The organism is Marinobacter oulmenensis, assembly GCF_014201735.1.
Lineage (GTDB): Bacteria > Pseudomonadota > Gammaproteobacteria > Pseudomonadales > Oleiphilaceae > Marinobacter > Marinobacter oulmenensis.
On the sequence record NZ_JACHFE010000001.1, the window covers coordinates 467,804 to 490,229 of the forward strand.

The 22,426-nt window shown below is 57.5% G+C and carries 22 protein-coding genes and 1 tRNA gene; 15 read left to right on the forward strand and 8 right to left on the reverse strand.

The window, feature by feature from the left end; all coding sequences use genetic code 11:
• Position 1 precedes the first annotated feature (1 nt).
• On the reverse strand, positions 2-622 hold the full coding sequence (gene rhtB, locus HNR38_RS02135) for a homoserine/homoserine lactone efflux protein (RefSeq protein WP_183699288.1): 621 nt from the start codon (positions 620-622) through the stop codon (positions 2-4).
• Between the two features lie 181 nt (positions 623-803).
• On the opposite strand from rhtB, the gene HNR38_RS02140 reads away from it, so the two are divergent.
• A complete protein-coding gene (locus HNR38_RS02140) occupies positions 804-1,547 on the forward strand; it encodes a ParA family protein (RefSeq protein ID WP_183699291.1) in 744 nt (247 codons plus the stop codon).
• A 175-nt stretch (positions 1,548-1,722) separates the two neighbouring features.
• Complete coding sequence (cfa, locus tag HNR38_RS02145; protein ID WP_221275614.1) at positions 1,723-2,892, forward strand: cyclopropane fatty acyl phospholipid synthase; 1,170 nt, start codon at positions 1,723-1,725, stop codon at positions 2,890-2,892.
• Here the strand turns inward: cfa and HNR38_RS02150 are convergent.
• Positions 2,889-4,271: an aminotransferase-like domain-containing protein gene (locus tag HNR38_RS02150; RefSeq protein WP_183699292.1), complete on the reverse strand. Its 1,383-nt coding sequence runs from the start codon at positions 4,269-4,271 to the stop codon at positions 2,889-2,891. The genes cfa and HNR38_RS02150 overlap by 4 nt on opposite strands.
• Positions 4,272-4,551: 280 nt before the next feature.
• On the opposite strand from HNR38_RS02150, the gene dctP reads away from it, so the two are divergent.
• The 9 genes from dctP (at position 4,552) to HNR38_RS02195 (ending at position 13,089) form a co-directional block, all read left to right on the forward strand.
• The gene (dctP, locus tag HNR38_RS02155) at positions 4,552-5,610 is read left to right on the forward strand and encodes a TRAP transporter substrate-binding protein DctP (RefSeq protein WP_183699294.1); all 1,059 of its coding nucleotides are present in this window, start codon (positions 4,552-4,554) and stop codon (positions 5,608-5,610) included.
• Positions 5,611-5,680: 70 nt separating this feature from the next.
• Entirely contained in the window at positions 5,681-6,193 is a 513-nt protein-coding gene (locus HNR38_RS02160) for a TRAP transporter small permease subunit (protein ID WP_183699296.1), read from the forward strand.
• Entirely contained in the window at positions 6,190-7,512 is a 1,323-nt protein-coding gene (locus HNR38_RS02165) for a TRAP transporter large permease (protein ID WP_183699298.1), read from the forward strand. Before HNR38_RS02160 ends, HNR38_RS02165 begins: the two co-directional genes overlap by 4 nt.
• A 19-nt stretch (positions 7,513-7,531) precedes the next feature.
• Positions 7,532-8,800 carry a hydroxymethylglutaryl-CoA reductase, degradative gene (locus tag HNR38_RS02170; RefSeq protein ID WP_183699300.1) on the forward strand — a complete coding sequence of 423 codons (1,269 nt, stop codon included), beginning with the start codon at positions 7,532-7,534 and terminating at the stop codon, positions 8,798-8,800.
• A 68-nt stretch (positions 8,801-8,868) separates the two neighbouring features.
• Entirely contained in the window at positions 8,869-9,888 is a 1,020-nt protein-coding gene (locus HNR38_RS02175; RefSeq protein ID WP_246362276.1) for an SMP-30/gluconolactonase/LRE family protein, read from the forward strand.
• A gap of 40 nt (positions 9,889-9,928) precedes the next feature.
• Entirely contained in the window at positions 9,929-10,834 is a 906-nt protein-coding gene (locus HNR38_RS02180) for a hydroxymethylglutaryl-CoA lyase (protein ID WP_183699302.1), read from the forward strand.
• A 231-nt stretch (positions 10,835-11,065) separates the two neighbouring features.
• The gene (locus tag HNR38_RS02185) at positions 11,066-11,272 is read left to right on the forward strand and encodes a cold-shock protein (RefSeq protein ID WP_183699304.1); all 207 of its coding nucleotides are present in this window, start codon (positions 11,066-11,068) and stop codon (positions 11,270-11,272) included.
• A 258-nt stretch (positions 11,273-11,530) separates the two neighbouring features.
• Positions 11,531-11,791 (forward strand): hypothetical protein, encoded by a 261-nt coding sequence (locus tag HNR38_RS02190; protein ID WP_183699306.1) that lies wholly within the window; start codon positions 11,531-11,533, stop codon positions 11,789-11,791.
• A 692-nt stretch (positions 11,792-12,483) separates the two neighbouring features.
• Positions 12,484-13,089: a DUF2726 domain-containing protein gene (locus HNR38_RS02195; RefSeq protein WP_183699308.1), complete on the forward strand. Its 606-nt coding sequence runs from the start codon at positions 12,484-12,486 to the stop codon at positions 13,087-13,089.
• Positions 13,090-13,326: 237 nt separating this feature from the next.
• Here the strand turns inward: HNR38_RS02195 and HNR38_RS02200 are convergent, their stop codons facing one another.
• The 6 genes from HNR38_RS02200 to HNR38_RS02225 all read right to left on the reverse strand — a co-directional run bounded on the left by HNR38_RS02200 (position 13,327) and on the right by HNR38_RS02225 (position 19,454).
• The gene (locus HNR38_RS02200) at positions 13,327-14,700 is read right to left on the reverse strand and encodes a hypothetical protein (RefSeq protein ID WP_183699310.1); all 1,374 of its coding nucleotides are present in this window, start codon (positions 14,698-14,700) and stop codon (positions 13,327-13,329) included.
• 49 nt (positions 14,701-14,749) lie between these two features.
• Positions 14,750-15,067, reverse strand: a complete 318-nt coding sequence (locus HNR38_RS02205; protein WP_183699312.1) for a hypothetical protein — start codon at positions 15,065-15,067, stop codon at positions 14,750-14,752.
• A gap of 611 nt (positions 15,068-15,678) precedes the next feature.
• Positions 15,679-15,754, reverse strand: a tRNA-Phe gene (locus HNR38_RS02210).
• Positions 15,755-15,873: 119 nt separating this feature from the next.
• Positions 15,874-16,146 carry an oxidative damage protection protein gene (locus HNR38_RS02215; protein WP_183699313.1) on the reverse strand — a complete coding sequence of 91 codons (273 nt, stop codon included), beginning with the start codon at positions 16,144-16,146 and terminating at the stop codon, positions 15,874-15,876.
• A 63-nt stretch (positions 16,147-16,209) separates the two neighbouring features.
• Positions 16,210-17,274, reverse strand: a complete 1,065-nt coding sequence (gene mutY, locus HNR38_RS02220) for an A/G-specific adenine glycosylase (protein ID WP_183699315.1) — start codon at positions 17,272-17,274, stop codon at positions 16,210-16,212.
• Positions 17,274-19,454, reverse strand: a complete 2,181-nt coding sequence (locus HNR38_RS02225) for an AsmA family protein (protein WP_183699317.1) — start codon at positions 19,452-19,454, stop codon at positions 17,274-17,276. Before HNR38_RS02225 ends, mutY begins: the two co-directional genes overlap by 1 nt.
• A 191-nt stretch (positions 19,455-19,645) precedes the next feature.
• Here HNR38_RS02225 and HNR38_RS02230 point away from each other — a divergent pair, with 191 nt between their 5' ends.
• The 4 genes from HNR38_RS02230 (at position 19,646) to hisA (ending at position 22,422) form a co-directional block, all read left to right on the forward strand.
• On the forward strand, positions 19,646-20,107 hold the full coding sequence (locus tag HNR38_RS02230; RefSeq protein ID WP_183699319.1) for an SRPBCC family protein: 462 nt from the start codon (positions 19,646-19,648) through the stop codon (positions 20,105-20,107).
• A gap of 102 nt (positions 20,108-20,209) precedes the next feature.
• On the forward strand, positions 20,210-20,803 hold the full coding sequence (gene hisB / locus HNR38_RS02235; protein ID WP_183699321.1) for an imidazoleglycerol-phosphate dehydratase HisB: 594 nt from the start codon (positions 20,210-20,212) through the stop codon (positions 20,801-20,803).
• A 30-nt stretch (positions 20,804-20,833) separates the two neighbouring features.
• Positions 20,834-21,475, forward strand: a complete 642-nt coding sequence (gene hisH / locus HNR38_RS02240) for an imidazole glycerol phosphate synthase subunit HisH (protein WP_183699323.1) — start codon at positions 20,834-20,836, stop codon at positions 21,473-21,475.
• Between the two features lie 209 nt (positions 21,476-21,684).
• The gene (gene hisA, locus HNR38_RS02245) at positions 21,685-22,422 is read left to right on the forward strand and encodes a 1-(5-phosphoribosyl)-5-[(5-phosphoribosylamino)methylideneamino]imidazole-4-carboxamide isomerase (RefSeq protein WP_183699325.1); all 738 of its coding nucleotides are present in this window, start codon (positions 21,685-21,687) and stop codon (positions 22,420-22,422) included.
• Positions 22,423-22,426 lie beyond the last annotated feature (4 nt).

The window sequence follows — 22,426 nt, forward strand, 5'->3', positions numbered from 1 at the left end:
CTCAGGCTCGCTTGAAGCTGGCAAGGGCCACGGCAGCGGTGACAAAGAGCCCGCCGAACAGCCGGTTCATCTGGCGCTGGCGGCGGGGTGTGGTCATGAATCGCAACAGTTGGCTGGCCAGCAGGGCGTAACCCAGCATCACCAGACAGTCCACCAGAATCAGCGTGGTACCCATGGTCACCAGTTGCGGGCCATGGGGTGCCTCCGCCACCAGGAACTGGGGAAAGAGCGCAATCAGAAAAACGGTGGCCTTTGGGTTGGTGACGTTGACCAGGGCCGCATCCCAGAACTGGCGGCGGGGGCTGATGTCCGGTTCTTCGTTTTCATCGACCGCCAGTACCGGCTCACGCCACTTCTGTATGCCCAGCCAGATCAGGTAGGCCACACCGATCCATTTGATGACGGTCAGCAGGGTGGCTGACGACGCGACCAGTGCGCCCAGGCCCGCACCCACCAGCACAATCTGCGCACCATACCCCAACTGCAGGCCCAGAATGGCCGGCAGGGACCGTTTGACGCCAAAGCGAACGCCGTTGCTCATGGTATTCACCGCTCCGGCGCCCGGCGACAGGCTGATCAGGACGGCGGCGATCAGAAAGGTAAGCCAGAGGGTGAGTGTCATGGCGCAGTGTCCTCGTTGAATAGCAGGCGACCATTCTAGCACCAAACCGCTTTGCCTGCCGCCCGACCCGGCGCCCGGGACCCAGAGGAGCGGCGTCATAAAACCGTAACAGGGCACGACGATCCAACTGTTATCCTGTAGTGTTTTTATAACGGAATGACCACGGCAGGAGTGAGGCAGCATGAGGATAATTGCGTTCTACAGTCCGAAGGGCGGTGTTGGTAAAACGGCGGCGGCGGTCAACATTGCCTACCTGGCCAGCCAGAATAATTGCCAGACCCTTCTGTGGGACCTGGATCCCCAGGGTGCCTCCAGTTTCTATCTGGCCGGTGCCGAGCCGGTTAAAGGTCGCAAGCTCTCGAAGCTGTTGGAAGGCAAGTCTCCGATGGCCAAGTTCATTCATGACGACGTCTATCCGGGGCTGGATTTTATCCCCGCGCACAGCAGCTTCCGGAATTTCGACATCAAGCTTGAGCAGGAGTCCGGTGATAACCAGCTCAAGAAACTGCTGGCGCCACTTTCTGAGGAAACCAGCCTGGTGGTTCTGGACTGCCCGCCGACACTGTCCCGCCTGACCGAGCAGGTGCTGAATGCCGCTGATAAGGTGTACGTACCCCTGGTGCCCACCTGGCTGTCGATGAACAGCTGGAACCAGTTGTATGACTTTGCCAAGGACAAGAAACTCGGTGCCAAGAAGCTGAGGCCCTTTTTCTCCATGGTCGATCGTCGCAAGAACCTGCACCGGGAACTGGTCGAGCGTGGCCCGGAATTGATGGCCAACTGCACCAATGTGGCGGTGCCCTACGCCAGCGTGGTGGAACGCATGGGAGAGGAAGGACTGCCCCTGGAAAAACTGGCACCCAACACGCCGGCAGCGGCCGCCTACCGCAAGCTTTGGCAGACTATCCAGAAGGATCTCTGGTGAGGGCTGCGGCCCTCCATTAGCAAGCAAGCTATTGCCTCGATTAACAGATTTAACCCCAGATTCCCCGAATTTGTCCTAGATTTAGCGAAGGGAACCTCTTAATCACTCCAGGCTGCCGCTTGGAGTGATTAAGAGGTTTCTCTCACGTCTTTTCTGACAGAGGGGGGGAAGCGTTTTGTCTACGATCACCTCGAATGGGCCCGGCCATGACAGTCATCGATGGGGGCTACGCCGGTCCTCGTCCGAGCAGTACCTGCGTGAGCTGCTCAAGCAGGCAGATATTGAAATCAATGGCCACCATAGCTGGGACCTGCGTCTGAATGACCCCAATGCTGCCGAGCAGATTCTTGCCCGGGGCAGCCTCGGGCTGGGGGAAAGCTACATGGCCGGTGAATGGGATTGTGACCGTCTGGATCAGTTCTTCCATCGCCTGCTCAAAGCCCGTTTGCATCATCAGGTGCGGCCGTCGCGCGCACTGTTCCACATCCTCCGGGCGCGACTGCTTAATCGCCAGAACAGCCGCCGGGCCTGGCAGGTCGGGGAGCACCACTACGACCTGGGCAATGCCTTTTACCGGTCCATGCTGGATTCCCGGATGACCTACACCTGCGGCTACTGGAAAGACGCCCGGACCCTGGAGCAGGCACAGGAGGCCAAGCTTGACCTTATTTGTCGCAAACTGAAGCTGGAGCCCGGTATGCGGGTGCTCGACATCGGTTGCGGGTGGGGCAGTTTCATGAGCTACGCCGCCGAGCATTACGGGGTTGAGTGCGTTGGGGTGACGGTCTCCCGGGAACAGACCGCCTGGGCCCAGCAGCAATACCCCCATCTCCCGCTGGAATTCCGCCTGCAGGATTACCGGGAGGTGCAGGGACAGTTTGATCGTATTGTCAGCGTAGGGATGTTCGAGCACGTGGGGCGGAAAAACTACCGGGCCTTCATGGCAGTGGCGCATCGCTGCCTGGCGGAGGATGGGCTGTTCCTGCTGCATACCATCGGTACCCGGGAAGATGCCGCCGGTTCTGATCCCTGGATGGACCGCTACATCTTCCCCAATGGCGAGCTGCCCACCCTGAGCCAGATCAGCAGTGCTACGCGGGGCCTGTTTGATGTTGAGGACCTGCACAATTTCGGCCCTGATTACGACCGCACGCTGATGGCCTGGTACGACAATTTCCGCGCCGCCTGGCCGGAGTTCCGGGAGCAGCTCGGCGACCGTTTCTGTCGCATGTGGACCTACTACCTCATGGCCTGCGCTGGCGCCTTCCGTTCCCGGGAGATTCACCTATGGCAGTGGGTGCTGTCCCGGGATGGCCTGGAAGGCGGTTATGACCGGGTAAGCTAGCCGCCCGGTTCCACGACTTCTTTGCGGAGAAACTCCAGCAAGCGCGGGTTGCGGGCATGGGCGATGTTGATCCTCAGCGCCTGGCCGCTTTCATCGTTCGCCAGGGTGAACAGGTGCCCGGGAGCCAGGAAAATACCCTGGGCGGAGGCCCGGTGTGCCAGCTCGACTGTATCCACATGCCCGGGCAACGGACACCAGACATAGTAGCCGCCGGTTGGCGGGTGTACCTGGTTGAGGCCGATGCTGCCCAGGGCTGTCACGGCTTCGGCCCCGGCTTTTGCAACCCGGTCCCGAAGCCGGGTCATGTGGCGTCGGTAGCGGCCCCGGATAATCATCTCGTGGATCATGCCCTCGATCGCGCTGGAGCCGTTCACCACCGTCAGCATCTTGATGTCAGTCAGAGAGTGAATCAGTTTCCGGCTGGCGGCAATATAGCCACAGCGGAGGCTGGCAGACAGGGTTTTGGAGAAAGTGCCCACGTAGATCACACGGTTGAGTGCGTCCAGTGATGCCAGATGGGGGGTTGCGCGGGGCAGGATATCGCCGAACGGGTCGTCCTCGATGATGGTGAGATCGTGCTGTTCTGCAATCCGCAGCACCGCATGCATATTCTGCAACGACATGGACGTGCCGGTGGGGTTGTGGGCCATGGGCTGGACAAACAGCAGTCGTGGCCGGTAGGTCCGGATGGCCTGCTCCAGTTGCTCGATATCCAGCCCCTCCGGGCCCCGGGGAACACCGATGGTCCTGGCCCGTTGTAGCCGGAGTTTGCCGAACATTGGGTAATAGCCCGGGGTTTCCACCAGTACCGGATCCCCAGTATCCACAAAGTGTCGGACAATCAGGTCCAGTGCGTGATTGGCGCCAAAGGTGAGCAGGATCTGGTCTGGATGGGCGTTGATGGCCCGGTCCAGCAGCGTGCGTGAGATATCCTCCCGCAGCCCCATGAGTCCCTGTGGGTTGCCGTATTCAAATCCGTCACTGTCATTGCCTGTGCCAATCCGTTTGAACTGACGACGGATGTCTGCGTTTTCCATCCAGCTTGCCGGCAGGCGCCCGTCACCGGCTCGTACTTCGTAATGCTGGTTCAGCTGTTCTCTGAGCAGCGATACCAGGTCCACCGCCTCGGTAAAGTGTTCCGGCTTGATGTCCGGGCGTGCTGGCCTGGCCGCTTCCACATAGAAACCGGAGCCCCGTCTGGGGCGAACATAACCGGTGGCGACCAGCCGGTCGTAGGCATCGATAATCGTATTCTTCGATACCCCGAAGCTCTCGGCGGCGCTGCGAATGGAGGGCAGTCGGGACCCTGCTGCCAGGTCTCCCTGTTCAATCTGGCCGATGATTCTGTCTGCGATCTGCTGGGCTCGTGCAGTCTGCATGATTCATGGCTTCCTTAAATTGTGCCTACATTTTTATGGGTACAGTATATGGATCAATTGTCTTAATTGTACCTTGTTCAGTTTAGGGCATTGTCCTAAGTTTGTTCCAGGCTCTGAACAAAAACCAGTGGCCTTGAACTATTCGGGGAGCGTCCGTGAGCAGATTGAGTACTTTGCCTCACGGCATCGGACGCTTCCGGCAGGAACGACTTCTAACAAGAAATTGTGGCGTAGCGGATTTCCCATCAGAACCCTGCGGCCACTCACAATGGAGAAGGTTATGACATCCAAGACCAACAACAATCGCCGTGGTTTTTTCAAATCCCTGGCCGCTGCCGTGACGCTCACGGCCGTCGCTTCTGTACCCTCGCTTGCCGCCGCACAGGACAACCCGAGTGTGAACTGGCGGATGCAGGCGCTGTGGGATGCAGGTACCACGCCTTATGAATACGAGAAGAAGTTTGTTGAACGGGTGGCCGAGCTGACCGACGGTCAGTTCCAGATCCGGCTGTTTGCCGGAGGCCAACTGGCACCGTCTGCTCAGGCATTTGAAGCGGTACGCGCCGGCGCCTTCCAGATGATGAAAACCTTTGACGGTTATGAGGCCGGCTCCATTCCTGCTTTTGCCTTCACCAGTACCGTGCCTTTCGGCTTTCCGGAGCCGGACCAGTACGAAGCCTGGTTCTATGAGAAGGGTGGGCTGGAGCTGGCCCGGGAAGCCTACGCCAAGGCCGGCCTGTTCTACATCGCTCCGACGGTTTATGGCCAGGAGCCCATTCACGCCAAGTTCCCATTGGAATCCCTGGATGACCTGAAAGGCAAGAAAGGCCGCTTTGTCGGGCTGGCCAGTACCGTGATGGGCGAGTTTGGTGTGGCCACAACCGGCCTGCCGACGGCCGAGGTCTACCAGGCCCTGGAAAAAGGTGTGATTGACCTGGCCGACCGGGGCGACCTGACAGCCAACCTTGAAGCCGGCCTGGGTGAAGTGGCGGGCTATGTGATTGTGCCCGGGTTCCATCAGCCCACCACGGCAACCAGCTATGTGGCCAACCAGAACGCGTACAACCAACTGCCGGAGTCCTATAAGGCAGCCCTGGAAGTCGCAGCCCGGGAGGTCTCATCTTCACTGCGCCAGCATATTATGGCCCAGGACGCGGTAGCGCTTCAGAAGTTTGAAGAGCAGGGCGTTGAGGTTATTCACCTGGATTCCTCCATCATCGCGGAAGGTCGCCTCACGGCCATGAAGGCCTGGGAAAAGGCGGCCGGTGACGATGAGCTGGCCAATGAGGTTCTCGACAGCCAGGTTGCCTTTATGAAAGAGCTTGGCCTGATGGAGTGATCTCCATCCACTGACTGTAAGACCGCAGCCCGGTCATCCGGCCGGGCTGCCATTCCCACCGAGGTTCACTATGGCTGTACTTCTTGGCTACTGCCGGCTGATCACGGCGGTTAACCGCTGGCTGGCCGGCGCGGTCTCTGTGCTCGTCTTTGTGATGGTTGCCGTCATCAGTTATGAGGTGGTGGCCCGTTACTTTTTCGATGCGCCCACCGTTTGGGCGATGGAGCTGTCCACGCTGCTGTTTGGCCCGTATTTCCTGCTGGCCGGGCCGTACCTGCTGCACACCGCCGGGCATGTGAATGTCGATATTCTCCATAGCCGGCTGCCGAAGCGGACGGCCAGTGGGCTGGATTGCCTGACCTATGGCCTGATCGTGGTGGTGTCCGCCGTGTTTATCTACCAGAGCCTGCCGGTTGCGATGAATGCCTACAACAGTGGTGAGACGTCGTTTACCGCCTGGAACCCGGCGATCTGGCCGGTGAAAGTATTGATTCCTGTGGCTTTCTTCATGCTGCTCCTGCAGGCCCTGGCTGAGTCCATCGAGGCGGCCCGCCGTGCCCTGACCGGGGAGGTGTCGGTATGAGTTCCACCCTGGTTCTGGCCATGATGTTTGTCGGCCTGCTGATGCTGTTGCTCAGTGGTATGCCCCTGGCCTTTGTGCTCACTTCCCTGGCCGTACTGTTTACCATCACTCTCTGGGGTGTGGATGCGCTGGTGCTGACCGTGCTCCAGACCTTTGATGCCATGACTTCCGATATCCTGCTGGCGATTCCGCTGTATGTGCTGATGGCCAGCGTGCTGCAGCGTTCCGGTATTATCGAAGCGCTGTACCGGGCGATGGAGCTCTGGTTCCGGCGTCTGCCTGGTGGTCTTGCGGTTGGCACGATTGCCATCTGTACCGTGATGGCCGCCATGACCGGTATTGTCGGGGCGGCGGTGGCGGCCATGGGCATACTGGCGCTGCCTTCCATGCTCCAGCGCGGCTATGACCAGCGCCTGGCGCTGGGCACCATTTGTGCCGGCGGTACTCTCGGTATCCTGATTCCACCCTCCATCATCACTATCGTTTACGCCGCCACTGCCCAGATCTCGGTGGGCAAGATGTTTGCCGCTGGCATTGTGCCCGGGCTGGTGCTGGCAGGCCTGTATGTGGCCTACATCGTTATTCGGGCGATCATCCAGCCGGAAAAGGCCCCCCGGCAGATGGATGGCGAGGTAAACCTGCGTGAAATGTTCGCCTCGCTGAAGTCCCTGATCCTGCCCACGCTGATTGTGATATCGGTACTTGGCAGTATCTATGCTGGTATTGCCACACCCACCGAAGCCGCCGCTGTAGGCGTGGTGGGCGCGCTGATCTCCGCCGGTTTCCAGCGGGAGCTCAAGTTGACCAACCTCCGGGCTGCCGCCATGGATACCCTGAGGGTCACCACCATGATCATGTGGATCACCATCGGCGCCAAGATCTTCGTGTCGATCTTCACCGGCACTGGCGGTGCGGATTCGCTGCTGCTGTTTATCGAGGACCTGGAGGTTAACCGCTGGCTGGTGCTGCTGGCGATGATGCTGGTGCTGGTCTTCCTCGGCCTGTTCCTGGATGAGATTGGCATCATCCTGCTGTGTGTGCCGGTCTTCCTGCCGATCATCGATGCCTTCGGTTTTGATCCGCTGTGGTTCGGTGTGCTGTTCCTGATCACCGCCCAGATGGCCTACATCACGCCGCCCTTCGGTTACACGCTGTTCTACATCAAGGGTGTGTTGCCTGACGGCATCGGCATGGAAACCGTGTACCGGGCCATCGTGCCTTTCCTGATTCTGCAGTTGATTGCGCTGACGCTGTTCATTCTATTCCCCGACCTGGTGACCTGGCTGCCTGACCAGATTGCCAAGCCGGCCCATTCTTGAGTACAGGAGATAACAGACCATGACCACAAAAACTTCCCGCATTCCGGGACTCCACAAACTCTCGCCCCAGGAACGTCTGCAAAAAGTCGCTGAGGCCGCCGGCCTGGGTGACGGTGTGCTCAGCCATCTGGGCAACACCGGCAATCTGGAAGCGGCCACCGCCGACTCGATGATCGAAAACGTCATCGGCACCCTGAATATCCCGCTGGGCATTGCCACCAACATGGTGATTGATGGTGAAGAGGTGCTGATTCCCATGGCCACCGAGGAATCCTCGGTCGTCGCTGCTGTGTGCAACGCGGCCCGCCAGTGCCGCAGCACCGGTGGCTTCACCACGGCCATGTCCGGTTCGCTGATGATTGCCCAGGTTCAGTTGGTGGGCGTCAGCAATCCGGAGTTCGCGCGTCTGCAGATTCTCGAGCACAAGGCGGACATCCAGGCGATCTGTGATGAAACCGATCCGGTGCTGGTCAAACACGGCGGCGGTTTCCGGGACATCGAAGTACGCATTCTGGAAGGCCGAACCGGCCCCATGGTGGTGACCCACCTGGTCGTGGATACCCGCGACGCCATGGGCGCCAACGCAGTGAATTCCATGGCCGAGGCGGTGGCGCCACGCATCGCCGAATGGACCGGCGGGCGCACCTACCTGCGGATTCTCTCCAACCTGGCGGATCGCCGGCTGGCCCGGGCCCGGGCAACCTGGTCGCTGGAGGACATAGGTGGCGCCGAGGTGCGTGACGGCATCCTGGCTGCCTTTGATTTTGCCGACATTGACCCCTACCGGGCGGCTACCCACAACAAGGGCGTGATGAACGGGGTCAGTGCGGTGGTGCTGGCCACCGGCAATGACACCCGGGCCGTGGAAGCCGGCGCCCATGCCTACGCAGCCAGGTCCGGCCAGTACGGCTCACTGACCCAGTGGGAGATCGATGCCGACGGCAATCTGACCGGTTCCATTGAAATGCCGCTGGCCGTCGGGCTGATTGGTGGTGCTACGCGCTCCCATCCAACCGCCCGCATCGCCCTGGACATTCTGGGTGTCGAAACCGCCGACCGGCTTGCCGGCATCATCGCGGCAGTGGGCCTGGCTCAGAATTTTGCCGCGCTCAAGGCGCTGGCCACCACCGGCATCCAGAAAGGCCACATGGCCCTGCACGCCAAGAACATCGCCGTCATGGTTGGTGCCGTTGGCGATGAGATCGACAAAGTTGCCCAGGAGCTAGTGGCCAAAGGCAAGGTGCGTATGGACGTGGCCGAAGACATTCTCAAATCCCTGCGGGGCTAGGTTCTTCCTGAACCTGGCCGGGGATATACAGGTGTAACACCAACGAAAACAATAAAGAGGAAAACACAATGCGTATGTTTCGACACACCCTGCTTTCAGCTTTGTTGGTCAGTTCAGCGGGTTTTGCTAATGGTGCGCCCCCTTCGCTTTCCTACCAGTCCGGTATTGAGGGGCCGGCCCCTATCCCTCCAAGCGAACAGTCACTTCAGAGTGTGACGGCTGAGCCCTGGTTCAAAGTCTCTGATGACGGGCTCCAGTTGGAAGGGCCTGCCTTTGATTCAAACGGCAACCTGTATTTCGTCGAGGTGTTTGGTGGCCGCATTTTCAAGCTTACACCGGACAAGGAACTGACCACGATTCTTGGTGAAAACGACCTGGCGCCGGCGGGGCTGGCGATACACCAGGACGGCCGGCTATACATTGCTGGCCTTGGGAATTTCCAGGATACCGGCAGTGTCGTCTCCATCCGGCCTGACGGAACAGATATGCAGACTGTTGTCGGCCCGGAGCAGGGGTACCTGCCGGACGACCTGGTGTTTGATGACCAGGGAGGATTCTATTTTACCGACTTCCGCGGAACCTCGACGGAAAAGACCGGGGGGGTTTACTACGTATCGCCCGATCAATCGGAGGTCACGCCGATTCTGCCCAACATGGCCATAGCCAACGGCGTGGCATTGGGGCCCAAGGGTAAGTTCCTCTGGACGACGGAATTCAGTGCCGGCCGGTTACACCGGGTTGGCATGAGTGATGCCACCACGATCGCGCCTTTCGGTACTTCGGTTACCTACCAGTTTACGGGCCCGGCACCTGACTCCATTCGCACGGATCAGGACGGCAATGTCTACGTGGCCATGTATGGACAGGGCCGCATCCTGGCCTTTAACGGTAACGGCATGCCTATTGGCCAGATCCTTCTGCCAGGACGGGAAAAGGGGCACAACCTGCGTTCAACCAGCATGGCTTTCCGCCCCGGGACCAACGAATTGTTGATATTCACCAATGACTGGGACAAGGGCGAAGGTTCCCAGATCTTCCGGGCTGAGGGCTTCGCTGAAGGAACAGCGCTGTACGCAAATCAGCCGTAACACAGAGGTTAAATAACGCCGGGTGAGGGTAGGACGTAGCATGGCATTTCCCAAGGCAGTAAGACTGGTTGAGATGAGTCCGCGGGACGGGTTGCAGAATGAGCCCGGCCCTGTGGTGGCCACGGCCATCAAGGCCGGGCTGATCGACCGCCTGGCCGAATGCGGTCTGGCCCATATTGAGGCGGCCAGTTTTGTGTCGCCCAAATGGGTGCCGCAAATGGCGGATGCCGCAGAGGTGATGGCGAGCATTCGGCGTCGTCCGGATGTGCGTTATTCCGCCCTCACCCCTAATCTCAAAGGGTTTGAGAATGCTCTGGCGGCCGGCGTGAATGAGGTGGCGGTCTTTGGTGCCGCCTCGGAGTCTTTCACCCGGAAGAACATCAACTGTTCCATTGCCGAAAGCCTGGAGCGCTTTGCCCCGGTTCTGGAGGCGGCCGGCCAGCACGGTATCCCCGTGCGTGGCTACGTCTCCACCGTCCTGGGCTGTCCCTACGAGGGGGACATTGCTCCGGAACAGGTGGCGGCCGTGGCCGAAGCGCTTTACGACATGGGCTGCTATGAGATTTCCCTGGGCGACACCATCGGCGTGGGGACGCCGCTAAAAGCCAAGCGTATGCTCGAAGCGGTTGCGGCCCGTATCCCGATGCCGCAACTGGCGGCGCATTTCCACGACACCTACGGCCAGGCGCTGGCCAATCTCTATGCGGTACTCGAGGAGGGCGTCAGTGTGATCGATGCGTCCGTCGCCGGCCTTGGCGGCTGCCCCTACGCCAAAGGTGCCTCCGGCAACGTTGCGACGGAGGATGTGCTTTACATGCTCAATGGCCTGGGGATCGAAACCGGTGTGGATCTGGAGAAGTTGGTGGCCAGGGGGCACTGGATCTCGGCGCGATTAAACCGTGCCAACGGTTCAAAGGTCGGGCTGGCCTGGTCGTCCAACTGCTGATGCCCTGGAGGGTTATTACCTATGCAAAAAGTTTGCATCTTCAATGAATAGGTGTACAGTGAGTGCCGTTGGAAAGATTTAGCAAAGCATTCATCAATAAGACGCTTCCTGTCTCCAAGTTGTGCAACGTCCTGTTTTTGATTTAGCCCCTTCTTGTTTCCCGCATACCGCCTTCCGTGACGCCATTGATCGCGAGGGCACTCTAAAAGATTGAATTCAGGATAGATTATTATGTCTACAGTTACCGGTACCGTTAAGTTCTTCAACGAAGCAAAAGGCTTTGGCTTTATCACTCGTGAAGGCGGATCTGACGTGTTCGTTCATTACAGCGCGATCCAGGGCAGTGGTTTCAAGACACTGGCTGAAGGCCAGGAAGTGAACTTCACCGTCACCCAGGGCCAGAAAGGCGACCAGGCGGAGAATGTTGTTGCCCTGTAAATAAACAGGCCAACACGCTAGAAAAGGCAGCTTCGGCTGCCTTTTTTGTTTTTGGGGTACTGCATACGCGGCATGGCTCTCTGGCGCCAACCGGTAATGAGCTGTTGGCCCTCCGTGGACTGCGGTAATTTGACGCATGGAGCTAGTGGGTTAAGAAATCCCTTGAGGCACGTCAATTTTCTGACCCGAATTGTTCATATACTGGGGATACGCTACAGGTGGTTGTTCTTTGTACAGCTCCGACAGAGGTATCTCACCATGAACCCGAGCCTTCTCGATATCGCCCGCCACGGAACCCCGGATTGTCTGCTTCGCCAGCTCCAGCCTGAACCCGATGGAGCGCGAACGCCCGATGACACCCGAGCCGCGTTTGTCATGCTTACCGAAGAAGGTGAGATTGCCGGGTATGTCAGAACCTGGCAGGAAGCCGATGGCTATACCGGCTATGTCCAGTTTGATGAGCAGGGCAACATCCAGAACTGGAAGGTACTGCAGGACGGTTTCCAGTCTCTGCGATAGACGGCGGTCGTTGCCATCTTCCTGTCATCTCCCGGCTATAGAGTGGCTTCCATGGTTTGAGGTGCTCTCCTTTTAGCCGGGAGCTTTGCTCCCGGTCTTTTCATGCCTCTTTTGTCCCTTTCTTGCTCCTGCGCTCATATTCTTCGACCGGAGCTGTGACATCTTTTCTTGCTGGCTCAAATTAATGCCCGAAAACAGAAAATCGGTTCAAGCCCTTCGGTAGAAGTGCTGGGCGAGCTCATGAGTGGTTGCTGGAGTACTTGAGAGAGCAGTTATTGAATTCGTGGTGCCCGGAGGCGGAATCGAACCACCGACACGGGGATTCTCAATCCTATTCGGTCGGCTCACAGTAAGCCAAAGTATTGCACTATTCTTTTAAAAACAGAGTCTTGAGACTTTCGGGGTCCCACACAAAACCACTGAAAACCGCATCCCCGTGGACACTTTGTTGACACTTTGGGTAGTCTCCTCGATAGGTTTCTAAGGTTTGCTGCCCGATGTTTGAGTTCCTTCTATTCCTGTTCATTGCGTGTGCCGTTGGCTTTCTGGTCCTCTCGCCACACTCGCCGCTTGCGAAGCGTGACGCCCGAAGGCCCGATCCCGTCGAGCCATTATTTCCCCGCCCTTCATCTCCTATCACTCCGCCTGCTAAGCCCAGGATCCCGGTCCCTTACACGCGCCGGAATCGGCTCATGAGTCATGCTGAAGGTTCGTTCTTCCAGGTCCTGGAAACGGCGCTGCCAGCGGATCAATACCGGCTGTTTGGCAAGGTCCGGGTTGAGGACCTGATTGTGGTGAAGTCCGGCCTTTCCAGGGAAGGGCGGCAGTCCGCCCGAAACCGCATCCGCAGCAGGCATGTTGATATTGTTGTGGTGGATAGCAAAACGTTTGTGCCGGTGTGGGCCATTGAGCTGGACGATAAGAGCCATCGGGCCAAAGATCGACAGGAGCGGGACGAGTTTCTGGATCGAGCTTTTGAGGCGGCCGGTTTGCCGCTGATCCGGTTTCCGGCAAAACGGGGTTATAGCCGGGAGTTCATTCTATCCACGCTCGGCCTTTCTGATACCCCGGATAAAACGCCTGAGCCAATAGCACTAGGCGTTCAAGCTCCAAGTGAGGAACCAGAGCCGGTTACAGAGCCAGCCCCAGCGGCTGTCCCCGAGCCGGGTAACTGCTCAAGGTGCTATGCGCCAATGAAGATACGCAACATCAAGGGAGCGGGAGGAAAAACAGTACAGGTGAAGGTCTGCTCTCGATACCCGAAATGTCGCCGCATGGTGCCCCTGAGTACCTCATAGTCCTGACTGTGTGATACAGCTCCTGGGCGAAAGAGTGCATGCGCAACTGACATGTCGTGGCGACTGTAGGCAATCTCTCACGCTAGGTGGAGAAATTGCCTCTGCCGATTCCCGGCCAGCGCGCTAACCTGAGCCGTGAGTCGCTTATCCCGGGATTGGATAGACTCAGTGCCGGCATGGATGCCAAGGCGAGCGCGACACCTGCATAGTGGTGTGACTACAGGGAGAGTTCTGCTATTAGGATATATCTTTAGCTTGCCGTGATGTTGCTGTGCTTAGATCACCGTCTTCGTCTTCGCCTGATGTTTTATAATCTTCTCCGGTTTCTTTAATGCGAGATAGCTGGAAATCGCCACCTATTTCATTTTTCATGTATTGTTTTAATAGGTCCATTTTTAGTTGAGCTCTCAGTGCGTATTTGATTTCTGGGTCATTTACGTCATCAAATACAGAATTTGATACTTCTTTCGCTATTATCGAGAGCTTTGTCATTGCTAGGCGTTCATCATAAATTCTTGTCATTTCCGAGATGAAAAACTTGCATATTTTAAAAGACGCCGTGATCAGACCTATTGTGACTAGTGTGAATGGGAGTCGGGATATCACCGTTGATATGACTCCATTTAATGAGGTTTCGGTGTGTAGAAGGTCTATAGAGTTTGATATCAAGATTATGGTCAGAGTGGCCATAATAACTACAGGGATGCTTGCTAGGGCATAATATTTTTTTATGTTTTTCTCCCCTTCGCTGATGTAGTCTGAAAGTTCTGAAGAGAATGTGTTTTTATCCTCAATAAGTCTTTGTAGATCGGACTTAAGGTCATTCGTTTCTGATATTAGTTTTGAGCGTTCGTCAGACTTTACCTCAATGGAGTTTTCTATGTTGGTTAGTTTGTTGCTCGCAGTTAATAGACTTTCTTCTTTTTCCGCTACTGTTTGAGTTATTTCTGAAATCTTGGTGTTTAGTTCTTCTAATATTAAGTCAGATGACTTCTTTTGGTCCGATAGTACGGCTATTTCTTGCTCTATCTCCTGTTTTCGAAGTTCGTTGTCTTGTATTTCATTTTCTGTTCTCTCGATTTCTTCTTGTGTTTCTTTGCCGAAATCAACGATTGATGTTCTTTGGGTTAATAGCTGACTTGCATAATCTGCGATGCTCTCAAAATCAGATTCTGTATATCCGTATATTTCAATTCCTGAGATTTCCGGCCTATTCTTGAGCTTTGCTTTCCCTTTTGCAGAGATTGTCAGCTCTGTTACTACCTTGTTTACGAAAATGAAAATCTTGCCATCGTTTGTTTTTCTGTCAGGCTTTATTGTTTCCGATGAGCCCTCAATTCCTTTTATTGTTATTTCGAATTCGGAAGAAAATTGTTTTATCGGGCTAGTTGTTTCTATTTGTATATTTCTTAGCAGAAAAGTGTTGTCTATAGTTATACTTGAGTCGCTTTTCCTGAATTTTGTGGGAGGTGCGCTTTTTGTTCCGATGAGTTCTTTTAATTTTTGGCTTCCGGATATAAACGATAAAGGTAGTGCAACTACATTGGGGGCTGACTCAAGGGTATCACGAGCATCTTGAATGGCATCTTCTACTTCATCGTAATTAGACATTAGTTCCCCTATGCTAGTGTTGTGTTTTGGTTTGGTGGCATCGATACACTTAGCTACAGTAGCTTTCTATTTTTTGGGTGCGCCTTTCGCTCTCATTCTGCTGCTTCCAAAACTCGCAAAGCTGTTGATTCATTGTGCTGTTGCCCGAGTCCTGGCTTTGACTCTCTCCGTCTAGCTTCCTTTGCAGCGCTCTCTGAAGTTTAGTCTCACCATCGCCCGCCATCTGCTCAAGTATCATCCGTTGCTTTAACCGGTTCAGGGTCTCGATACCTTCCTGGATAGGGCCTTTCTCTGCATGGGAGAGAGAGGGTGTACAGAATATGAGAATGGATGCGGTGATCAGTCCTTTGATTGTCTTAGTAGCCATACGACACTCCCTATCGTTCTTGTGATTCCCTTTCCTGGTTGCCATACCAGGCCATCACGATCCGGGCGGCCTAGCTGAAACCTACCCTGCTTTCAGGCTGTTTGCTCTTCTAGCTTTCTCCGCATCCGTATCTACCTGTCCGCATTCTGGGTCGGCCCTTCCTGTCATTAGCCACAAGGTGTATTTGAGCCGCTTCTGACAGTGACAGACGCTTTCGAGTAGGTCTCCTTTAGAAACCCTTCGTTTGTTCGATGCTTCTTGCGTCTTCTTCGCAATGCCGCGTAACACGCACCCAATCTAAGGTATACCTAAAATGACGGCGTCCTTAAAATCAAGGCCACTGGTTTTAAGTTGCGAAAATCAGTGTATCAGGGTCCAAAACAGTGGACGAGCATAAACAAGTTATTCTCTTGGAGCCCCGGTCGTGATAGACGGGCCCAAGTGATCCTGAAGCGCGGAAGCGATGGGTTGAGGCAAGAGACGAGTGTTGTGGGGAGTAGGAGCGGCTTACTTCTGCGAGGCGCAGTAAACGATGGCGCCTTATGCGTGGGCGTTTGGTGGACACCAGAAACAACAAAGCCCGCACAAGGCGGGCTTTGTTATTGAATTCGTGGTGCCCGGAGGCGGAATCGAACCACCGACACGGGGATTTTCAATCCCCTGCTCTACCGACTGAGCTATCCGGGCGTGTTGCGGTCTGCGCTGCAACGGGGCGCTATTAAACCGGTTTAGAGGTGGTGAGTCAAGGCCGGTCGGTAAAAATTTCCGAATCTTTTCAGCGTTGATCAGGCCTTGAACAATCCCGGTTATTTCTCCGGCGGTACGTAGCCCTCGGCCTTGTCGAACGGCTCGTTATTGAAGAAGTGTTCCATCTGCGCCTGCAGGTATTTGCGGTTGTTCGGGTCCATCAGGCTCAGGTGCTTTTCGTTGATCAGCATGGTCTGCTGGTTCTGCCATTCTTCCCAGGCTTGCTTGGAGATATTGTCAAAAAGGTCCTGTCCCCTGGCGCCGGGCATAGGCGGGAAATCCAGACCTTCCATTTCCTTCTGGTATTTGCGGCAGAATACGGTGCGGCTCATGTTGACTCCTGTACGGGTTCTTTATCGGCGCATGATAACAGACACCCTGCCGGGTGTGAGGCTTCACAGCAGGGCGTTCTGTTCGGGTTGGGTCAGCAGTGTGCGGATGGGCGCGGGCAGGCCGGCGGTGAGGGCCTGGTCCCGGTGCAGCCAGCGCTGGTTGTCACTATCCGCCACGGAACTCTGTCCGGTGACGGTCAAACGGGCCGGCTGGATGTGCAGGTGATAGTGGCTGAAGGTGTGGCGGAAGCCGGCAATCAGCTCCGGTTCGGCACAGTCCAGCCCCAGTTTTTGCTGGCAGGCTTCCTGCAGTTCCTCGGTTCCGTAGGCCGGGTCCAGTTCCGGCAGGCTCCAGAGGCCGCCCCAGATGCCACTGGGTGGCCGCCGTTCCAGCAGGATGCGTCCTTCCCGGTCTTCCAGGATCAGCATCCAGGTGGTTTTCTCCGGTTTTTCCTTCTTGGGCTTCGAGCCTGGGTAAAGTCCGGTTTCCCCCGCCGCATAGGCAGTGCAGCCCGGTTGAACCGGGCAGGCCTGGCAGTCCGGCCGGCTGCGGGTGCAGACCATGGCTCCCAGGTCCATAATGGCCTGGGTGTAGTCCCGCACCCGTTCATCGGGGGTATGTTCCTCGGCGTGCTGCCAGAGTTGTTTGAGCACTTTGGTTTGCCCCGGCCAGCCGGGGATGGCGTGGTAACGGGCCAGCACTCTTTTGACGTTGCCATCGAGTATGGCGGCCCGCTTGCCGAAGGCCTGGGCGATGATGGCGGCGGCCGTGGAGCGGCCAATGCCGGTCAGTGATTCCAGTTGTTCCTGGTCTTCCGGAAACTCGCCCCCGAATTCTTCGACCACTTGCCGGGCAGCCTTGTGGATGTTGCGTGCCCGGGCGTAATACCCCAGCCCGGACCAGTGGCTGAGTACATCATCCACGGGAGCCGATGCCAGTGCCTGGACATCCGGGAAGCGGGCCATGAAGGCCTCGAAGTAGGGGATCACTGTCGCCACCTGGGTCTGCTGGAGCATGATCTCCGATACCCAGACCCGGTAGGCGTTCTGGTTGTGGTGCCACGGCAGGTCGTGCCTGCCGTGCTGGTCGTACCAGGTGAGCAGTTTCTGGGCGAAGCGGTCCGGCATTACTTGAACAGCCCCTTGAGGGCGTCCTGTACCTTCTTGCCGGCTTCGTCGCCCAGTTTTTCCTGCAGTTTTTCTTTGACCTTGTCTTCGGCTTCGCGTTTCACCTTGGCTTTGGCTGCATTGGTGGCGATGTCTTTGAGGGTGTCGCGGAAGCGGGAGCCGTCAAAGGAGCAGAGTTTGCCCGGCTCTTCGGCGAAGTTGCCCCGGCACTCCACCGGGATCACTACATTCTCCACATATTCCGTCACGCGGCAGGCCTCGTCCCGGTGGATCTCGCCGACGATGCGCAGGCCGACTTCGTAATCCACGGTGGATTTCTGGAGGTCTACCTCGCCTTCGCCTTCAAGCCGCATGCCGGCAAGGGCGGCGGTGAGATTCCGGTTGTTCAGAATGTTGCCGTTGATGTCCAGGGTGCCGCTCATGTCGTTGAATGGGGTGGTGGTGCCCCAATCGGAGGTGGTGAGTTGTTCCTGGTTGGCAAGGGCAATGCCCTGGCAGGCCATGCGGGTCAGGTTCATGCGCCGGAATTCGCCTTCGGCCAGGTTGAAGGTGATCTGGCCGTCGGCATTGTTGCGGAGAGCAGATATCCGGTTGCCGCTGGAGGTCACGTTCATTTTCAGGTTGGCGCCACCCCCGAGCATGTCCACTTCCGCCAGATCGGTCAGCAGCGGAAGGGTCTGCACGTTGGTGACGTCGGCGTTCATACGCCATTTTGGGTTGTCGCTGCGGGCGTCGAGTGTGGCGGCGGCACCAAAACCACCGTCATAGAGTTTGCCGCTGAATTCATCCAGCTTGAGTACGCCGTTTTCGGCTACCACGCTGGCGGTGACTTCGTTAATGGTCAGGTTGCTGACAATGAGCTGGCCAAGGCCGAAGTCTACATCCAGCACCAGGCCACGTACCGTCTCCAGCGGCAGCAGGTCGGTTTCCGGTTGCTGGCCGTTGCCGGCGGTCTCGGGGGCGCTGTCACCTGAGCTGGTGTCGCCGTTTTCCGGCGCTGGAGGCAGATAGCGGTCCGCATTCAGGTTGTCGCCCTGCAGATCAAACACCAGCCCGCCGTTGGCCAGGGTGTAGCTGCCCTCGCCATTGAAGGTGGTATCATCCAGGCCGATGGTCAGGCCGGAGAGGGCCACCACGCCAGGGTCTCCGCCGAGGTTGGCGTTGAACGAGATGGCTTCGAGAACATCCGGGTCATCGGTTTCGATGGCAGGTTGTCCGAGATTATCCAGCAGGGCTTTCAGGGAAAATTCGGGTATTTCCAGCTTGCCGCTGATAGAGGGGCTGTCGCCAAAGCCTTTCACGCTCAGGTCGGCATTGGCATTGAGGTTGGCGAGGCTGGCGCTGAAGCCCTTTAGGTCGGCGGTTTCCTGCTCCAGGTTGGCGTTGAGGGAACCTGTCAGTTCGGCACGGGGGGACTTGTCGCCAAACGGTTCGCCAGCGAGGTCGAAGACTGCCTCAAGGCCGGACACCGCAAATTCGTTCAAGGCTTCGTTCGCGCTCAGGCGGGCATCAATGGTGCCGTCGACGGTCATGGCCGGCTGTGCGGTCTCTACCCGGAAACGGATGCTGAGCGGGAACTCCGAACCCAGGGTGATGTTGCTCGCGCTGGCGCCGAAGTTCTCAAGAGTGACGGACTGGCCGGTGCTACGGTCTGTGTAGTGAACGTTGGCGTTGCTGATTTCCACGCTCTCCACATTGAAGTTCAGCGGATCGCCACCGGCTGTGCCAGCCCCTGTATCCTGCCCGGGATCGCTGGCGCCGGGTTGGCCGGTATTCTGGGTGTCGGTCTGGCCCTCTTTCATGATCCGGGTCCAGTTGCCTTCACCCTGTTCATTGGCCTCCAGATTGACTTCCAGGCCGTTGAGCAGGAAGGTGTTGACCTGCGGGGTCATGCTCACCAGGGACCAGAAGTCCAGTTCGGCGATGAGCTGTTCCAGTGCAACGAACCGCTTGTCTTCCAGCTTGGCCTCTACCTGATTGAGTTCGAGGCCAAGGGGGATAAACGACCAGCTGATATCGCCGGCCAGCACCAGATCCAGGTTGGTCTGTTTCTCCACGGCGGCTTCGATCTGGGGCTTGTAGTCGTTGGGGTTGATGACGGCGACCGCCACGCCAACGGCAATCACTGCCAGCGCAATCAGTGCGAGAACGGCGTAGACTAGATATCGAACTGCTTTCATGACCCGGTCCTTTTTCTGCCTTGCGGCCGTATACCGGCCCTAGTGGGGATAATATTCCGAAGGATAACGCAAGGTTGGCAAATTGACAGTGACGGAATATGACAATGTCCTGATCTTGGTTAAAATACGTCCGGACAGAATGCAGGGGTATTCGTACTGTCTGTGCCCATAATCATAAGAAGGAGTCGGCTGTGGCCATCAATGTATCGATTGAAGTAAGTCGGGAGCTGGATATTCCAGCAGGCTACGATGAAGTTTTCGATCTACTGGCGGATGTGCCCAAGGCGGCCAGCCACTTCCCGAAGGTCGCCCGGCTGATTGATCTGGGCGACAGCGTGTACCGCTGGGAAATGAAAGAAGTGGGTGTGGACAAGCACACCATCCAGACCGTGTACGCCTGCCGCTACCACACCGACCGCTCTGCCGGGAAAATCACCTGGGAGCCTATCGAAGACGAGGGTAACGCCCTGTTTAGTGGTTCCTGGACACTGACCCGCAAGGACAGCAAGACCACGTCCGTGCGCTTTCAGACCAGCGGTGAGCTGACCGTTGCCATGCCCAGCCTGCTCAAGCTGGCAATCAGCCCGGTGATCAAGCACGAGTTCAACTCCCTGGTTGATACCTACGTGAACAACCTGCGGGAAGCCTTCTGAACTATTGCCCCGATTGATGCCTTTGCGGGACTCCGCCGCTCTTAACAGGTATAATTCGCGCTCACAGTTTTGGTAACCGCCAGTATTCATCACGGAGTCACCATGGCCGAACGCAAGGCTCGGGTAGAACGCGATACCCTTGAAACCCAGATCAGCGTCGAGATCAATCTCGACGGCACCGGCAAATCCAGCTTCGACACCGGTGTGCCTTTCCTGGAACACATGATGGACCAGATTGCCCGCCACGGCCTGGTGGATCTGACCGTCAACTGCAAGGGCGACCTGCACATCGATGACCACCACACGGTGGAAGACATCGGCATCACCCTAGGCCAGGCCTTCAAACAGGCGGTTGGTGACAAGAAGGGCATCCGCCGCTATGGCCATGCCTACGTACCGCTGGATGAGGCTCTGTCCCGTGTGGTTCTCGACCTTTCCGGCCGCCCCGGCCTGAGCATGGACGTGCCCTACACCCGCGCCAGCGTGGGCGGTTTCGACGTGGACCTGTTCGAGGAATTCTTCCACGGCTTCGTTAACCACTCCATGGTGACCCTGCACATCGACAACCTGAAGGGCAAGAACACGCACCACCAGATCGAAACCGTGTTCAAGGCCTTCGGCCGCGCCCTGCGAGTGGCTGTCGAAATGGACGAGCGCATGGCGGGTGTCACCCCGTCTACCAAGGGCGCCCTGTAACCCGCGCATTCAAAGGACATCTGTACCGACATGAATACCGTCGCCATCATCGACTATGGCATGGGCAACCTTCATTCTGCCCGCAAGGCCGTGGAGCACGTGGCTCCGGACTGTACCGTACTGGTCACTGACAACGCCGCCCGCATTCGTGAGGCGGACCGGGTGATCCTCCCCGGCGTGGGCGCCATCCGCGACTGCATGGCGGAAATGCACCGCCTGGGTGTGGTGGAACTGGTGCGGGAAGTGTCCCGTGACCGTCCGTTCCTCGGCATCTGTGTGGGCATGCAGGCCCTGATGGCCCGCAGCGAGGAAAACGGCGGCGTGGAATGCATTGGTGAGTTTCCGTCGGAAGTCCGCTACTTCGGGGATGACCTGTCGGAAAATGGCGAGCGCCTGAAAGTGCCGCACATGGGCTGGAACCAGGTCTGGCAGACCATGGATCACCCTCTCTGGCACGGCATTCCCGACGGCGACCGTTTCTACTTTGTTCACAGCTACTACGCCGAGGCCGAGGGCAACGCCGATATGGCCGGCCGTACCCATTACGGTGTGGACGTGGCGGCGGCCGTCGCCCGCGACAACATCTTTGCGGCTCAGTTCCACCCGGAGAAAAGCGCCCGGGCAGGTCTGCAACTGCTGGAAAATTTCACGAACTGGACTGGAAAAAGCTGAGAGGAGCTTCTGTTAGCGTCTGCCTGCTCATGACCTGTGTGCGGGCAGCAACAGAGTAGCCCGCTGATGCGGGTGGCCCCTCCGGGACTGTCTGCAGCATGGATGCTGCAGTCAAGCGTACAGGGATGTATTAACAGCGTGTCCCGGAGGGGCCACCCGTAGCAGTGGGCGGTCAGCGATTTCCGGGGCAGAAAAGCCCGAGGAACACTATGCTCATTATCCCAGCAATCGATCTCAAAGACGGCAAGTGCGTCAGACTGCGCCAGGGCCGGATGGACGACTCCACGGTGTTCGGCGACGACCCGGTGGAAATGGCCACCAAATGGGTAAACGCCGGCGCCCGTCGACTGCACTTGGTTGACCTGAACGGCGCCTTTGCCGGAGAGCCGGTCAATGGCGAGATTGTTGAGGCCATTGCCGTGAAGTATCCGAACCTGCCGATCCAGATCGGTGGTGGCATCCGCTCCGCCGAGACCATCGAAGCCTATCTGCGGGCCGGCGTGCAGTGGGTGATTATCGGCACCAAGGCGGTCAAGGATCCGGACTTCGTCACCGATATGTGCAAACAGTTCCCCGGCCACATTATTGTTGGCCTGGATGCCAAGGACGGCCGGGTCGCCACCGATGGCTGGGCGGAAGTGTCCGAGGTTCAGGCGGTGGATCTGGCCAAGCGCTTTGCCAACGATGGCGTTGAAGCCATCGTCTACACAGACATCAGCCGTGACGGCATGATGCAGGGCGTTAATGTGGAAGCCACTGCCAAGCTGGCACAGGACGGCGGTATCCCCGTCATTGCGTCCGGCGGCGTGACCAATATGGACGACCTCAAGCATCTGGCCACCGTTGCCGACAAGGGCGTGATTGGCGCCATTACCGGCCGGGCCATCTACGAGGGCAGCCTGGACGTCAGTGAGGCCCAGGCCTACTGCGACAGTCTGGGAAGCTGAGGGC